Source organism: Microbacterium insulae (genome assembly GCF_042677065.1).
In the GTDB taxonomy this organism is placed as follows: Bacteria; Actinomycetota; Actinomycetes; order Actinomycetales; family Microbacteriaceae; genus Microbacterium; species Microbacterium insulae.
Genome location: NZ_JBHTII010000001.1, coordinates 301,709 through 317,265, shown reverse-complemented (window position 1 = coordinate 317,265; position 15,557 = coordinate 301,709). Strand labels below are relative to the sequence as shown.

General features: G+C 72.4%; 13 protein-coding genes. 6 read left to right on the top strand and 7 right to left on the bottom strand.

Features of this window, described 5'->3' with window-relative positions:
• The first annotated feature begins 122 nt into the window (after positions 1 to 122).
• Entirely contained in the window at positions 123 to 770 is a 648-nt protein-coding gene (locus ACFQ0P_RS01490; RefSeq protein WP_204979963.1) for an MIP/aquaporin family protein, read from the top strand.
• 58 nt (positions 771 to 828) lie between these two features.
• Here ACFQ0P_RS01490 and ACFQ0P_RS01485 read toward each other — a convergent pair whose 3' ends face one another.
• From ACFQ0P_RS01485 to ACFQ0P_RS01465, 5 genes are read right to left on the bottom strand one after another with little or no spacing between them, the layout of a single operon-like run.
• Complete coding sequence (locus tag ACFQ0P_RS01485; protein ID WP_204979962.1) at positions 829 to 2,133, bottom strand: DUF58 domain-containing protein; 1,305 nt, start codon at positions 2,131 to 2,133, stop codon at positions 829 to 831.
• A 1-nt stretch (position 2,134) separates the two neighbouring features.
• Entirely contained in the window at positions 2,135 to 3,121 is a 987-nt protein-coding gene (locus ACFQ0P_RS01480) for an AAA family ATPase (RefSeq protein WP_204979961.1), read from the bottom strand.
• A complete protein-coding gene (locus ACFQ0P_RS01475) occupies positions 3,121 to 4,314 on the bottom strand; it encodes a DUF4350 domain-containing protein (RefSeq protein ID WP_378771113.1) in 1,194 nt (397 codons plus the stop codon). Before ACFQ0P_RS01475 ends, ACFQ0P_RS01480 begins: the two co-directional genes overlap by 1 nt.
• Positions 4,311 to 5,015 (bottom strand): DUF4129 domain-containing protein, encoded by a 705-nt coding sequence (locus tag ACFQ0P_RS01470; RefSeq protein ID WP_204979960.1) that lies wholly within the window; start codon positions 5,013 to 5,015, stop codon positions 4,311 to 4,313. Before ACFQ0P_RS01470 ends, ACFQ0P_RS01475 begins: the two co-directional genes overlap by 4 nt.
• Complete coding sequence (locus ACFQ0P_RS01465) at positions 5,006 to 6,349, bottom strand: glycerophosphoryl diester phosphodiesterase membrane domain-containing protein (protein ID WP_204979959.1); 1,344 nt, start codon at positions 6,347 to 6,349, stop codon at positions 5,006 to 5,008. The genes ACFQ0P_RS01470 and ACFQ0P_RS01465 overlap by 10 nt, the downstream gene beginning before the upstream one ends.
• Before the next feature lie 229 nt (positions 6,350 to 6,578).
• On the opposite strand from ACFQ0P_RS01465, the gene mtrA reads away from it, so the two are divergent.
• The 5 genes from mtrA to hpf all read left to right on the top strand — a co-directional run bounded on the left by mtrA (position 6,579) and on the right by hpf (position 12,211).
• Positions 6,579 to 7,259, top strand: a complete 681-nt coding sequence (gene mtrA, locus ACFQ0P_RS01460) for an MtrAB system response regulator MtrA (protein WP_204979958.1) — start codon at positions 6,579 to 6,581, stop codon at positions 7,257 to 7,259.
• A gap of 7 nt (positions 7,260 to 7,266) precedes the next feature.
• The gene (mtrB, locus tag ACFQ0P_RS01455) at positions 7,267 to 8,973 is read left to right on the top strand and encodes an MtrAB system histidine kinase MtrB (RefSeq protein WP_204979957.1); all 1,707 of its coding nucleotides are present in this window, start codon (positions 7,267 to 7,269) and stop codon (positions 8,971 to 8,973) included.
• The gene (locus ACFQ0P_RS01450) at positions 8,970 to 10,670 is read left to right on the top strand and encodes an LpqB family beta-propeller domain-containing protein (protein ID WP_204979956.1); all 1,701 of its coding nucleotides are present in this window, start codon (positions 8,970 to 8,972) and stop codon (positions 10,668 to 10,670) included. The genes mtrB and ACFQ0P_RS01450 overlap by 4 nt, the downstream gene beginning before the upstream one ends.
• 91 nt (positions 10,671 to 10,761) lie before the next feature.
• A complete protein-coding gene (locus ACFQ0P_RS01445) occupies positions 10,762 to 11,430 on the top strand; it encodes a ComF family protein (protein ID WP_204979955.1) in 669 nt (222 codons plus the stop codon).
• Between the two features lie 121 nt (positions 11,431 to 11,551).
• Positions 11,552 to 12,211 (top strand): ribosome hibernation-promoting factor, HPF/YfiA family, encoded by a 660-nt coding sequence (gene hpf / locus ACFQ0P_RS01440; protein WP_204979954.1) that lies wholly within the window; start codon positions 11,552 to 11,554, stop codon positions 12,209 to 12,211.
• A gap of 57 nt (positions 12,212 to 12,268) precedes the next feature.
• On the opposite strand, the gene ACFQ0P_RS01435 is transcribed toward hpf, so the two are convergent.
• Positions 12,269 to 13,624, bottom strand: coding sequence for a hypothetical protein (locus tag ACFQ0P_RS01435; protein ID WP_204979953.1), 1,356 nt, complete (start codon positions 13,622 to 13,624; stop codon positions 12,269 to 12,271).
• A gap of 80 nt (positions 13,625 to 13,704) precedes the next feature.
• Positions 13,705 to 15,495 (bottom strand): DEAD/DEAH box helicase, encoded by a 1,791-nt coding sequence (locus tag ACFQ0P_RS01430; RefSeq protein ID WP_204979952.1) that lies wholly within the window; start codon positions 15,493 to 15,495, stop codon positions 13,705 to 13,707.
• Between the last annotated feature and the right edge of the window lie 62 nt (positions 15,496 to 15,557).

Here is a 15,557-nt window from a genome sequence, read left to right as displayed (position 1 = left end):
AGACATTGGGCGGAGCGCGTGCACCCGCGCGGTCTCCCTGAGAAACGCCTGAGCGTCCGCTAGTCTCGGGGTCGTATCGAGGCGGGGCAGGTCGCGCCGCCCGTGTGACTGGAGGATTTCCCATGACGGGCACGGTTCGCAGTGCAGTCGCCGAACTGGTCGGCACGTTCGTCTTCGTCTTCGCGATCATCAGCGCGGTCAACAGCGGCAGTGACCTCACGCCGCTCGCGATCGGCTTCGCACTCATGGTGATGGTCTACGCCACCGGGCACATCTCCGGCGCCCACCTCAACCCGGCAGTCTCGGTCGGCGTGTGGCTCCGCGGCGCGATCGACGTCGTCGGCCTCGTCGTCTACATCGTCGCGCAGCTGATCGGGGCCGCGCTCGCCGCCGCCGTGAGCTTCGCGCTGTTCCCCGCCGCCAGCGCCCCGATCGAGGTCGAGGTCGGACCCGCCCTCCTCGTCGAGGCGCTCTGGACCTTCGTCCTCGTCTACGTCGTGCTGAACGTGGCGACGTCGAAGGACCACCCGAACAACTCCTTCTACGGCCTCGCGATCGGCACCACGGTGTTCGTCGGCGCGGTCGCTTTCGGCTCGATCTCGGGCGGCGGGTTCAACCCCGCCGTGGCCCTCGGCCTCTCGATCACCGGCGCGTTCGCGTGGAGCTCGTACTGGATCTACTTCCTCGCCCCGATCGTCGGCGGAGCGATCGCCGCCGTCGTTTTCCGCGTGCTCAACGCCCACGACAAGCTGCCGGCCACCGACAAGTAAGCCGTCAGGAGAAGGGCCCGGACGCATCTCGTCCCGGCCCTTTCCCATGCCTCGAGGATCAGAGGCGGCCGGCGGCCTTGAGCGCGAGGTAGCGGTCGGCGATCCGCGGCGGGAGCGCGTCGGGGGAAGCCGAGATCGCCTCCGCGCCCGCCCGGGCCATCGCCGCGGCGACGGTCGCGGCATCCCTCGCCGTCTTCTCGCGCGCCGCGGCAGCGTAGACGGATGCCGCGTCCGGCCGATCCTCGGGCGGTTCGGGGTCCTGCGTCACCGTGCCGACCAGCACCTGCGTGCGGCGCGTGAGAGCGGGCAGCGAGCCGAGGAAGCCCCGGGCCGCCTCGGCGGCGTCCTGGGCGGTGAGGAGTACCACGAGCGACGGGCGCGACGTGAGCGCGCGCACCTCCGCGAAAGCCGCGTCCCAGTCGGTGTCGATCAGCTGCGGCTCGACCGGGGCCATCGCGTCCACGAGCGCCGGAAGCAGCGACGGCCCGTCCACGCGCGTGACGCGCGCGCGGACGCGGCGGTCGAACATGAGCAGATGGGTGTGGTCGCCCGCGCGGGACGCGAGCGCCGCGAGCAGCAGTGCCGCCTCCATCGCGGCATCCAGTCGCACCCCGTCACCGACGCGAGCAGCCGACGTGCGCCCCGTGTCGATCACGATCACGACGTGCCGGTCGCGCTCGGGCCGCCACGTCCGCAGCATGGTCGTCGACGAACGCGCGGTCGCCCGCCAGTCGATCGAGCGCACGTCGTCACCGCGCACGTACTCGCGAAGGCTGTCGAACTCGGTGCCCTGGCCGCGCACCTGCACGCTGGTGTTTCCGTCGAGTTCGCGGAGACGGGCGAGCCGCGAGGGGAGGTGGCGGCGCGAGGAGAACGGCGGAAGCACGCGGATCGCGCCGGCCGAGTCGAGTCGCGCCTGCCGCCCGGCGAGCCCCAGCGGACCGTCGGACCGGACCACGACGAACCCCGACCGCAGCTCGCCACGCCGGCGGGGAAGGAGCGGGATGGTGAACGACCGACTCTCGCCCGGGGGCACCTCCAGTGCGATGCGGGACTCCGGCGCGCCCGCCGTCGGCTGCCACGCGTCGCGGAAGCGCCCGCGCACGGTGCGGTCGCCGTCGTTGCGCAGGCGCACCTCGGTGCTCGCGGGCTCGCCGAGCAGCACGCGTCTCGCCGTCTGCCGCCGCTCCACGGTGATCCGGCGCGGATCCGGCGCGATCGCCGCATCGACGAGGGCCACCACGACGCACAGCAGGATCCACCCCGCCGCCGCGAGCCACGCGTCCACGCCGGCGACGGAGAGCAGCACGACGGGCACGGCGCCGAGGGCGACGAGCAGCGGGAGACGACCGGTGAGGTACATGTCAGATGGGTACGCGGGTCTGCTGGACGACCGAGCCCAGCACCGCGTCGACCGAGACGCCCTCGAGCTCGGCGTCGGGACGCAGCCGGATCCGGTGGCGCCACGTCGGCAGGAGCATCGTCTGGACGTGATCCGGCGTGATCGCCGGGTACCCGCCGAGCCACGCCCACGCCTTCGCTGCGGCCAGCAGCGCGGTCGTCGCGCGCGGGCTCACCCCGAGCTGCACCGACGGGCTGCGGCGCGTGGCCTGCGCGAGGTCGACGACGTAGCCGAGCACGTCGTCCGAGACGGTGACGGATGCCGCGGCCCGCTGCGCCGCGTGGACCTCATCGGCGGTGGCGGCCCGCTGCAGTCCGGCGCCCGCGAGATCCCGCGGGTCGAAGCCGCTCGCGTGGCGCCGGAGCACCGCGAGCTCGGCGTCGCGCGCCGGGACCTCGACGATCAGCTTCAGCAGGAACCGGTCGAGCTGCGCCTCGGGCAGCGTGTAGGTCCCCTCGTGCTCGATCGGGTTCTGCGTCGCCGCGACGAGGAAGGGGTCGGGCAGCGGCCGCGTGACGCCGTCCGTCGACACCTGCCGCTCCTCCATTGCCTCGAGCAGCGCGGCCTGGGTCTTCGGGGGCGTGCGGTTGATCTCGTCGGCGAGCACGATGTTCGTGAACACCGGTCCCTCCCGGAACTCGAACTCGCCCGCCCGGGCGTCGTAGATCAGCGAACCCGACACGTCGCCCGGCATGAGGTCGGGGGTGAACTGGATGCGCTTCGTGTCGAGCCCGAGCGCGGTGCTGAAGGCGCGCACGAGGAGGGTCTTGGCGACACCCGGCACACCCTCGAGCAGCACGTGGCCGCGCGCGAGGAGCGCGATCAGGAGGCCGGTCACCGTGCCGTCCTGCCCGACGACGGCCTTGCCCACCTCGAGGCGGACGCGGTTCATCGCTTCGCGCAGCGCCGCATCGTCGGACCGAGGCGGGGTCGGGGGAGTGTCGCTCATCAGGGGTTCCTCTCGGGGCGGACTCGGGTGTGGACGGTGTCTTCGAGCAGGCGCAGTCGCTGCGCGAGGTCGACGAGCTCGGCGTCGCGCGCGGGGATCTCGTCGATCAGGAGGGCGCGGACGCGGCCGCGATCCATGCCCGCGCGGGCGGCCGCGGCATCTGCGATCTCGGCGGCGGACGCGCCGGCGCCGAGGCCGAGGAGGAGCGCGAGGCGCTGGAGCGCACCGATGCGTAGCTGATCGGCGGCGTGCACGACGTCGCGGGACTGCGCGTACAGCCGGGCGCGGCCCTCGGAGGTCTCGGACGCGCGGACGGTCACGGGAAGGTGCTCGGCGACGAGCGGGCCGAAGCGGCGACCGCGCCAGATGCCCGCGGCGACGCCCGCGACGAGCAGCAGCACGATCACCGGACTCACCCACGGCGGGGTGAGCTCGCCGAGGGTCGGATCGGTGTCGGCGAGGTCGGTGTCGCCGAGGCCGGGCTGGTACCAGACGACGAGCGGATGCCGCCCCATGAGGTTGACGGCGAGGGCGGCGTTGCCGTCATCGGCCAGGTGCTCGTTCGTGAAGAGCACCGTGCCGTCCACGGCCGCCGCGCGGCGCTCGCCGTCCGCCGTGACCAGGAGTCCGAAGCCGCCGTCGACCGGGTAGCACGCGGACGTGTCGGCACCGGGGGAGAAGAGCGCGCCGGGTGCGATGCCGCCGGAGCGCTCCGCGTCGCCGGAATCGCAGTCCGGCAGGACGACCGCGTCCGGCGCGGCGCCGGCCATCGTCGCCCCCGGGAGCACGAGGTCGAGCGTGCGGGCCCGCGGGTCGATCAGCACCACATCGGTGGCCTGGTCGATGAGCGCCTCGAGTCCGTCGTCGGAGAGGGCGGGCGTGTCGGGCAGCACCAGGGTCGCGGGTCCGCGGGTGAGCGCGCGGGTGGCGGCGGCGCGGTCGCGGGCGACGACGACCTCGACACCCTGATCGCGCAGGATCTCGGCGAGTGCCCGGGTGCCCGCCGGACCCGCGGACTCGGGGTCGAGCGCCTCGCGCTGCGCCCACTGCGAGGCGGCCTGGAGCGCAGCTCCACCGGCCCCGACCACGAGGAGCACAACGCCGATCGCGATCCACACGCCGATCCGGCGGCGGCGCGGGGTGGATGCCGGAGCCGTCGTCGGCGGGGCGGACACCGTCGCGGGCGCGCTCATGCGGGCACCTCCGCGCGGGCGGGGCGCGCCGACGTCACCGCCGCGTCCGCCTCGGCGACGCGGCGGTAGAGCTCCTCTGTGCCCGGACGTCGCAGGTAGCGCACGTCGTCGAAGGCCGTTGCGGCCGCCTCGAGATCGTCGGCGAGGCGCGGGAACATGCGCGCCGCGGCCCGGGCGAACGCGTGCACGGTCGCTCCCGGCGGCAGGTCCACGACGCCTCTCTCGAGGCATCCGCGCGCCAGCGCACGGAACCGGAGCACGATCGCCTCGTCCCAGTCACCGCGAGCGGCTGCGGATGCCGCGGCGGTCCGCAGTTCGGCGGCGGACCGTTCCTCCGTCTCGCCGAAGAGGGTGGCGTGCGCCGTGCGCGCCCGCCGGGTGGAACGCGGCACGCCCCACACGGCGAAGGCGACGACGATGACGGCGATGACGATCGTGGCGGCGATGATCGCCACCACCGACCCCCACTGCCCCGACAGCTCGGTCGAGAACAGGTCGCCGAAGAAGTCCGCGACGGCCTGGGCGAGGCGATCGAGTGGCGTGGGCTCGGCGATGTCGTACACGGGATCGGACAGCTCGACCTCGGCCCACCGCCGGGCCTCGTCGCCGTCGGGTTCGAGCGGGGGCACGGCATCCGCGGCGCGCGCGACGACGGCCGCCCCCGAGCCCACGATCGCCGCGCTCAGTCCAGTCAGGCCCACGGAGACTCTCGGTCGACGCCGTCGGAGGGGGTGCCGGGTGCCGCCCACGTCGTGGGCGGCGGGGCTGCCGGCCCCGATGGCGCGTCCGGCGAGGTCGCGGGGGGCGCAGCCGGCGCGGGAGCCGGCGCATACGGCGGCTGCACCTGCGGCGGCGCGCCGTACGGCTGCGCGTACTGCGGCTGGCCGTACTGCGGCTGCCCGTAGGGCTGCTGTGCATACGGCTGCTGGCCGTACGGCGGGGCGTAGGGGCCGGGGGCGGGGTAAGCCGGTGCGGCGCCGTACGTCGGTCGTGCCAGCGCGCGACCGACGTTCGCGCGGTACGGGTCGGGCAGGTCGGTGGCTCCGGCATCCCGCCGCTCGACGTATGCCAGGAGATCGAGGTCGAGGCCTTCGCGTCGCATGCGGCAGTCGATGTAGATCAGCGCCGTCGCCGTCGACTGCACGACGAGCGCGACCGACTGGATGAGGAGCGTGATGACCTGGGTGAACAGGCTCACCGCGATGACGCCGATGATCGCGCTCGGCTCGGGGTCGCCGGTGGGCGCGATGATCGTCGTCAGGCCCGAGCCCAGCAGGCTGAACGGGATGCTCACCGCCTGCGCGACGAACCCGAAGATCATCGAGATCAGGAAGATCACGCCGAGCGAGGACCAGAACCGCCCGCGCGTGAGCGCCCAGGACCGGGCGATCGCGCGCCCGATGGTGGCGCGCTCGAGGATGATCGCCGCGGGGACGAGCAGCAGCTTGATCATGAGCCACCAGCTCAGCGGGATCGCCGCGATGATGAGCAGAACGACCAGGACGATCGCGACGGGCCCGGTCACCGCGCCCAGCGCGACAGCGGCCGTCGCGACCACGGCGATCGCCGCCACGATGACGAGGATCACGAGCGCCGAGTAGCCGATGAGGCGCCACGCGATCGGCTTGACCTGCCGCCACAGGGCACCCAGCGTCAGCCGTTCGGCGACCGCGGCGTGGGCCACCTCCGTCACGACGATGCCCTGGACGAGGACGCCGAGCGCGCCGGCGGCGAGCCCCAGGACGAGACCCGCGATGGCGGTGATCGCGATCGACCCGGCGAGCACCGCGTTGTACTCGTCGGTCCCCGGCTGCAGGGTGTCGAGCCGCACGAACGAGGCGAACGCGATGCCGACCACCGCGGCCAGGACGACGATGTAGGTGACCGTCTGCACCACGAGGGCGAACCCGAGCAGCACGCGCGGGTTGCTGCGCAGCGCGGCGAACGAGCGGCCGAGCAGCATGCCGAACGAGAGCGGATGCAGGGGGATGATCCCCGGACGGGATGCCGGGGTCCAGGCCTGTTGGGCGGTCACGTTCGTCCCCTTTCGGGCGGGGGCGTCCCGTCGACACGGGCGCCCGGCGAGAGCTTCCCTCATCGTGTCATACCCGCCGGGCGCGGCATCCGCTTTCCGCGGCTTTCGGCTCGGTCACGGGTCGTCCTCGGCCCGTCTCCAGGCGGGGTCGACTACTCTGTGGGGAGCGCAAGGGGAAGGCGCGTACCGCGCTCTGCCCGCGCGACGAACAGAAGGACGAATCCGCGCGATGACATCACGCATCCTGGTGGTCGACGACGACACCGCTCTCGCCGAGATGATCGGCATCGTGCTGCGCACCGAGGGATTCGATACGGTGTTCTGCGCCGACGGGTCGCAGGCCGTCGACGCATGGCGCACCGAGCGTCCCGATCTGATCCTGCTCGACCTGATGCTCCCCGGCATGGACGGCATCGAGATCTGCACGCGCGTGCGCGCGGAGTCGGGCGTGCCGATCATCATGCTGACCGCGCGCACCGACACCGCCGACGTCGTGAAGGGCCTCGAGTCCGGCGCCGACGACTACATCGTCAAGCCGTTCAACCCCAAGGAGCTGGTCGCCCGCATCAAGACCCGCCTGCGCCCCGCCAGCCAGCCCGCGAGCGACCACCTGCGCATCGGCGACCTCACGGTCGACGTCGCCGCGCACGAGGTCCGCCGCGGCGACGGCGCGATCGCCCTCACGCCGCTGGAGTTCGAACTGCTCGTCGCCCTCGCCTCGAAGCCGCAGCAGGTGTTCTCGCGCGAGATGCTGCTGGAGCAGGTGTGGGGGTACCACTACAAGGCCGACACCCGCCTGGTGAACGTGCACGTGCAGCGATTGCGCGCGAAGGTGGAGCAGGACCCCGACAACCCGAAGATCGTCACGACGGTGCGCGGCGTCGGCTACCGCGCCGGCGCCGTCGTGTGAGCACGACATGGCAGCCCCGACCACGGGGGTGACGGCGACCCGGACGCCGCTGACCGGCTGGCGTCACCTGCGCGCGTGGCCGGGCAACCTCGCCGCCCTCTGGCGCCGATCGCTGCGATTCCGCACGATCATGGTGACGCTCGGGCTGACGGCGCTCGCGGTGATCGTCGCGTGCGTGTGGATGGCGCTGGCCATCCAGAACGACCTCTTCGTCTCGCGGAAGGACCAGGTGCTCCTCAACGCGCAGCGTGCGACCGCCGCCGCGCAGCTGACGCTCGACAGCGTCTCGGGGCAGGACGGCGTCCAGCTCCAGAACGCGATGGGCCTTGTCCGCACCACGCTGAACCAGCAGGCCACGAGCGACGAGTACGCCGCGTTCCGCATCGGGCCGCCGTCGCCGAACGCTCCTCAGGACTTCACGTCCGACCTCGCCTTCGAGTCTCTGCTCACCGACGGACTGCGCGCCAGCGTGCGCGCCAATGACGACCGCCAGGTGTGGCAGTCCATCGGGCTGCCCACCGACGAAGGGGACGTCGTGCCCGGGATCGTGGTCGGCCAGCAGCTCACCGTGCCCGGCGTCGGTCCGTACGAGCTCTACCTCGCCTACGACCTCGCCAACGCACCGCAGACGCTCGGCTTCGTCCAGGGCACGCTGTGGATCGTCGGCATCGCCCTCGTCCTGCTCATCAGCGGGATCGCGTGGTTCGTCCTCAGGTCGGTGACCACGCCGATCGGCGAGGCCGCCGACACCAGCGCGCGCCTGGCTTCGGGCGACCTCGGCGTTCGCCTTCCGGTGCGGGGCGAGGACGAGCTGGCCACGCTCGGCCGCTCCTTCAACGCGATGGCCGACAGCATGGAGTCGCAGATCAAGGAGCTCGCCGCCCTGTCGCTCGTGCAGCAGCGGTTCGTGTCGGATGTCTCGCACGAGCTGCGGACTCCGCTCACGACCATCCGGCTCGCGGCCGACATGATCAACGACCAGCGCGACGAGTTCGACCCGGCGACGGCCCGGGCCGCCGAACTGCTGAACAACCAGGTGCAGCGCTTCGAGACACTCCTCACCGACCTCCTCGAGATCAGCCGGTACGACGCCGGGTCGGTGCAGCTCGAGCTCGAACCCACGAGCCTCGCCCACCTCGCCGAGGACGTCATCGCGTCGATGGAGCAGCTCGCCGAGCAGCATCAGACCGACGTGCGCCTGGTCGCTCCGGGAGGATATTCCCCGGTCGACATGGATCCGCGGCGGGTCCGCCGGGTCGTGCGGAATCTGCTCGGCAACGCGATCGAGCACGGCGAGGGACGCCCCATCGTCGTCACCGTCGACAGCGATCAGCAGGCGGTCGCCCTCGGAGTCCGCGACTACGGGCTCGGCATGAAGCCCGACGAGGTCGAGCGCGTCTTCGACCGCTTCTGGCGCGCGGACCCCTCGCGGACGCGCACGATCGGGGGCACCGGCCTCGGCCTGTCGATCGCCCTCGGTGATGCCCGCCTGCACGGCGGGGAACTCGGCGTGTGGTCCGAGCTCGGCCGCGGCACCCACTTCGTGCTCACCCTTCCGCGCAAGGAGGGGCGTCTCACCGGCCCCTCGCCGATCCCGCTCGACCCGGGTGACGACTCGATCGCCGGCGCCCCGGACCTCGGCCTCACACAGCCCATCACGCTCCCGCGCACGGTGCCCGCGGCGGATGCCGCGACCCCCGGAGGTGCCCGGTGACGGCGCGGCGCGGCATCCTGGTCCTTGTCGTGACGGCGCTCGCGCTGGGCCTCGCGTCGTGCGCCGGGCTGCCGACGACCGGCAAGGTGAACTACGGGCTGAGCACGGCCGACACGCCGGACTCCGACGACACCTCCTTCCTCCTGCCCGACAGCCCGCAGCCCGGCGCGAGCCCCGAGCAGATCGTCGACGGGTTCCTCCGTGCGGGTTCCGGCCCGGGGGTCGGTGCCCGCTGGGACCGGGCGCGCGAGTTCCTCACGCCCGACTTCGCCGAGGCCTGGGACCCGTCCGCCGGCGTCATCGTCGACATCTTCGAGGACCGCTCGCCCGTCGACTCGGGCGACGCGCCCGACGACGGCGAGGGAACGGTCTCGATGTCCATCACGGCCGTCGCGACGGTCGACGACAAGGGCGTCTACCAACAGGCCGAACTGGGTGAGCGGGAGCTGCCCTTCGAGCTCGTGCAGATCGACGGCGAGTGGCGCATCTCGTTCGCGCTCGACGGCGTCGTGCTCGATCGAGGCGAGTTCCCGCGCGTCTTCCGCAGCTACTCCGTCATGTACTTCGACCCGACGTGGGAGTTCCTCGTCCCCGACGCGCGGTGGTATCCCACGACCAGCGCTCCCCGCGAGGTCGCGCTCGCCTTCAACGACGCGCCGACCGCGTGGCTCGCGGAGTCGGTCCAGAGCGCCTTCCCCGAGGGCGTGTCGGTCGTGGCGGCCGTCCCGCAGCCCGGCAACCGGTACGAGGTCGACCTGTCGGTGTCCGCCCTGAGCGCGGACCCCGAGAGCATCGACCGGATGTACACCCAGCTCCAGACGAGTCTCGCGACGGCGGGTGTGACCGGCGTGGATCTCACCGTGCAGTCGGCGCCGATCGACGCCGAGCTGGTCGCGACGCGCTCGACCCGCGTCGCCGGCGCGCCGCTCGTGCTCACGGAAGAGGGCTTCGGCTTCCTCGCCGGAGCCGGCGAGATCGAGCCGATCCCCGGACTCTCCGACATCATCGAGGAGTTCGCGCCGGTCGCCGCTCAGGTGGGCGCCCAGCGCGAGTCCGCCGCCGTCCGGCAGTCCGACGGCGCGGTCTCGGTCGTGCGCGCCGACCAGACCTACGACGTGCTCGACACCCGGACAGGTCTCGTCGATCCCTCGATCGACCCGTTCGACATGGTGTGGACCGTGCCGCGCGGCCAGCCCGGCGGGGTGCAGGCCTACCTGCCGGACCTGACGCCGGTCGTCGTCGCCGACGCGTGGCCGGGCGCCACCGCGATCCAGGCGATGTCGGTGTCGCGCGACGGTGCCCGCATCGCCGCACTCGTCACCGTGGGGGGTCGGTCGGAGCTCTGGGTGGCCGGCATCGTCCGTGGCGCCGACCAGCTCCCCGAGCGCCTGAGCGAGCCGGTGGAGCTGGCCGTTCTGTCGGGCCCCGGCGTCGGCCTGGCGTGGCTCGACGACCTCTCGATCGGTGTGCTGTCCGCGGATGAGGAGGCCTCGCTCGTCCTCGAGCAGGTCGTCGGCGGCACCTCGACGACCAGCACGGCCGCCGCGGGCATCGAGTCGATCGCGGGCGGGACGTCGCTCTCGAGCGTGCGTCTGCTGTCGGAGGACGGCACGCTGTCGGTCAAGCGCGGCACGAGCTGGCAGCCGACCGCGACCGGGGTTCTGGTGCTCGCGACGCAGCAGGGCATCCCGGAGTAGAGGTTCCTCCCCGGACGGCGAGGAGGACCGGGCCGTCCACAGGTCCGGCCGCGCCGCATGAGCGCGGACCCGACCGTGCCACGGTGTCGTCATGGACCTCCCCGATACGCCGACCCTCGTTCGCACGGCGCTCGCGGACGCCCTCGCCCTTCTCCTTCCCGTGGTCTGCGCGGGCTGCGGTGCGAGCGATTCCTCCCTGTGCGAGGACTGCCGACGAGCTCTCCAGCCTCAGCCGGTCCGCCGATTCATCCACGCCGACGGAGGGCCGATACCGGTGTGGAGCGCGCTCCCGTTCGAGGGCGTCCCGGCGCGTGTGCTGCGGGCGATCAAGGAGGAGGGGCGGACGCCGCTGGTCCGGATGCTCGCGCCGGCGATGCGTGCCACCTGGGAGCGGAGCGGCGCGGAAGAGTGCGCGGTCGTGCCGCTGCCGACCTCGCACGGGTCGTACCGCCGCCGCGGGTACCGCGTGCCGGATCTCCTTGCGGCCCAGACCGGGCAGCCGGTCGCGCGCCTGCTGCGGATCGCCCGCCGCGCGGGGGACCAGCGCGGGCTGGATCGTGCCGCGAGACGCGCCAACGTCGCCGGCAGCCTGCGCGCCGTCGCCCCTGGCCCGCACCGCCTTCGGGCGGTCGTGCTCGACGACGTGGTGACCACCGGCGCCACCATCGCCGAAGCCGTGCGGGCGCTGCGCGACGCCGGTGTCGATGTCATGGGTGCCGTCACCGCGGCTGCCACACCGCGCCGAGCGGCCGCCGGGTGAACCGCGGGGGTCGCGTGCGAAACTCACAGGTGACACCCGACGTGTGCGCGGCTACCGTGGGTGGGACAAGGCGACTGATGGTCCGCCCTTGGCCGGGCGGACCGGAACAAGGAGGTCAGGGATGGAAACCAGCATCGTCGGCGTGGGAGTGGGGATCACGGATCGCTTCCGCTCGGTCGTCGAAGACAAGGCCGCCCGCATCGAGCACCTCGCTCCGCGCGCACAGCGCGTGGAAGTAAAGGTCACGCATCGCGCGTACCACAACGGCCGCGTTGAGGACGACACAGTCGAACTGACCCTCACCGGGAAGGGCCCGATCGTCCGGGCCGAGGCCACCGACGGTGACAAGTTCACCGCGCTGGACCTCGCCGTCGACAAGCTGTGCGAGCAGCTCCGGCGCGCGAAGGACAAGCGCCTGGACGCCCGCAACCACCCCCGCGGCGCCAAGCTCGACAAGAGCAGCGGCGCCCTCCAGGGGATCGATGTGCAGCCGGCATCCGTCGACGTGCTCCGCGCCGTCGCGACCGGCGAGATCCCGATCATCACGGGCAACGAGGAGGAGGACGGTTACACACCCGTCGTCATCCGCACGAAGGAGTTCGAGGCGGAGTGGATGTCGGTGGAAGAGGCCGTCGACCGCATGGAGCTCGTCGGGCACGACTTCTTCCTCTTCGTCGACGTCCGCACGGACCACCCGAGCGTCGTGTACCGCCGCAAGGGGTGGGACTACGGCGTGATCTCGCTGACGACGCAGGCGGCTCCCGAAGCCGTCGCATCGTAGGCGCGCGCTGATCGGATGCCCCGGCCACACGGTCGGGGCATCCGCATGTCGAGCGGATCAGTCGATGAATCCGTCGAGGATGCTGCCGATCACGAGGCCGCCGAGGATGCCGCCCATCAGATCGCTGCCGCCGCGACGACCCCCGCCCCAGCCCTGCTGCGGGCCGCCGCCCCACTGATCGGGGCCGCCCTGCGGTCGCGATGAGTCGATGTCGCGCTGGGCGAGCTGCAGTGCTTCGCCGGCGAGGAAGGCGACACGGCGCGCCATGGCCATCGCCTGCTCGCGGTGGTCCTCGTCGATGTCGGTGGCCGCGCTGGCCGAAGTGCCGAGGTACCGGTCGAGGTCGATGCGGACGCGCTCGGCCTCGGCCAGACGGGTGCGCGCGTCGGCGCCGATCCACCCGCGGTGCCCGGCGATGACGTCCTTCGCGACGGCGAGCTGGCGGTCGCCGTCGTCGATCGCGTGGCGCACGTGCTCGAGTGGCGGAAGCGGCCGCGCGGCGCGCTCGCGGGCCTTCGCGATCGCCTCGTCGAGGGCGGCATTGGCGGTGCGCAGCCGCGAGAGGAGGGCGAACGGGTCAGTGTTGACGCCCGCGGCGGGAAGCGACGCGAGAGCGGCTTGGAGGTCTCCGATCGCCGCGCTCACGGCGGGCGTGTGCGGCTCGCGGAGGGCGACCGCGATGTCCTCGCGGGAGTCCTCGACGATCGCGGCGAGGGTGGACTCCGCCCGGAGCGCCTCGACCTCGAATGTCTCGACGGCGTCGATGAGGGTGGCGGCGCGGCGCGCGGCCTCGGCGCAGGCCTCGAGGGCCAGGTTCGCCTGCTCGCGCTGACCGGCCTCACGCCGGCGCTCCGCGATGCCGGCGCTGTGCTCGGCGAACCCGAGAAGCTGCTCGGCCTCGGCCGGGTTGGCCTCCACCTGGGCGAGCGCCTCGGCCGAGTACCGTGCCGCCAGGCGCTGGACGGTCTCGCGGGCCTGGGGGATCCGCGTACGCAGGCGCACGGCATCCTCCCTCACCTTCGCGATGATCTCCGGCGCGCGCCGGGCGCGCTCGATGGATGCTGCGAGGGCTTCCGTACGGTCGTCGAGCAGGTCCTCGGCCCACTCGCACAGCTGAACGATCCGCGCGTTGCGCGTGCGCAGCTCTTCGGGTGTGTCGGGGATCTCGTCGTGGTTCAGCTGGTGAAGGTGGAAAGCCTCGCCGAGGTGCGTGCGGACGGCGTCGAGGGCCTCCCGCAGCTCCTTGGTCGCATCGACTCCGAGCTCCGCCTCGGCGAACACGAGCTCGTCGGTGGTCACCCGGATGCGCTCGTCCGCCCCGACGAGGGCCGTGCGTGCCCGACGCGCGAGGTCGGCGTCCTGCGCCTCGAGTTCTTCCTGTTCGCGTTTGCGCTTGCCCCAGAATCCGGCCATGCATCAGATCCTATGTTCGGCGCCGGGGAGTCGGCTGATCGCGGGGCCGAGCCGAACCCTGCGTCCACCACACGAACTGATCAGTGGTCGCGGTCGGCGCTCCGGTGCCGGGGCTTCTTGGCGGGGCGTTCGTCGTACCGAGGGCGATCGTCGCGGCGACGGCCGGGGCCGCCGGTGTCGAGGCGAAGCTCGATGAGGCGCCCCGAGATGCGGGTGTCGGTGAGCTTCTCGAGCGTGCCGCGCGGCAGGTCGGCGGGAAGCTCGACCAGCGAGAAGTCGGGGCGGATCTGGATCGCCCCGAAGTCGTCGCGGCGCAGCCCTCCCTCGTTGGCCAGCGCGCCGACGATCTGGCGCGGCTCGACGCGGTGGCGCTTGCCGACGGCGATCCGGTAGGTCGCCATGCCCTCGCGCGGGGTGCGCTCCCGGCGCGGCGGGCGATCGTCGCGATCGCCACGGCCCGGGCGGTCACGGTCTTCGCGGTCGCGGAAGGGTCGCGCACTCGGCGCGGGGTCGGGCTCGAGGAGGAGAGGAGACTCGCCCTGGGCGACCACGGCGAGGGCGGCGGCGACATCCACTTCGGGAACATCGTGGTTGCGCACGTAGTGGGCCACGATGTCGCGGAAGCCATCGATGCGCTCGGTCTCGGCGAGCGCGGCGGTGATCCGGTCGTCGAAGCGCGACAGGCGCGTGACATTGACCTCGTCGACGCTGGGCAGCTGCATCTCGGTGAGCTCCTGGCGCGTCGCGCGCTCGATCGCACGGACCAGGCCGCGCTCGCGCGGCGTGACGAAGCTGATCGCGTCTCCCGAGCGTCCGGCGCGTCCGGTGCGCCCGATGCGGTGCACGTACGACTCGGTGTCGGTCGGGATGTCGAAGTTGACCACGTGCGAGATGCGCTCCACGTCGAGGCCGCGCGCGGCGACGTCGGTTGCGACGAGGATGTCGAGCTTGCCGGACTTGAGCTGGTTCACGGTCCGCTCGCGCTGGACCTGCGCGACGTCGCCGTTGATGGCCGCGGCGGAGTAGCCGCGCGCGCGGAGCTTCTCGGCGATCTCCTCGGTGACGCTCTTGGTGCGGCCGAAGACGATCATGCCGTCGAAGTTCTCGACCTCGAGGATGCGCGTGAGGGCGTCCATCTTCTGCGCGAAGGAGACGATGAGGTAGCGCTGGGCGATGCTGGCCGACGTCGTGGTCTTGGCCTTGACCGTGATCTCCTCCGGATCGTGGAGGTACTGCTTCGACATGCGGCGGATCGCGGCGGGCATCGTGGCCGAGAAGAGCGCGACCTGCTTGGTGTCGGGGGTCTCCGCGAGGATCGTCTCGACGTCCTCGGCGAAGCCCATCTTGAGCATCTCGTCGGCCTCGTCGAGCACGAGGTACTGCAGCTCCGACAGGTCGAGGGTGCCCTTGTCGAGGTGGTCCATGATGCGCCCCGGGGTGCCGACGATGATGTGCACACCGCGACGGAGCGCCGACAGCTGCACCCCGTACCCCTGCCCGCCGTAGACCGGCAGGACGTGCACGCCCTTGAGGTGCGAGGCGTACTTCTCGAACGCCTCGCAGACCTGGAGCGCGAGCTCGCGGGTGGGGGCGAGAACGAGGGCCTGCGGGTTCTTCTGCGACAGGTCGAGCCGGTCGATGATCGGCAGCGCGAAAGCGGCTGTCTTGCCGGTGCCGGTCTGCGCGAGCCCGACGACGTCACGGCCGCCGAGGAGCGTGGGGATGGTCGCGGCCTGGATCGCCGACGGCGTCTCGTACCCGACGTCCCGCAGCGCCTTGAGCACCGCATCGCCCAGTCCGAGGTCGGAGAACGTGATCTCGGCGGGCTCGACGGGGGCCTCGTCCTCGATCGGGGTATCGGTTTCGGTCACGCTTCAGGGTAGTGCCCGCCGGCTGGGAGACGACAGCATGCGGCCGCGGGAAGGCCTCACGC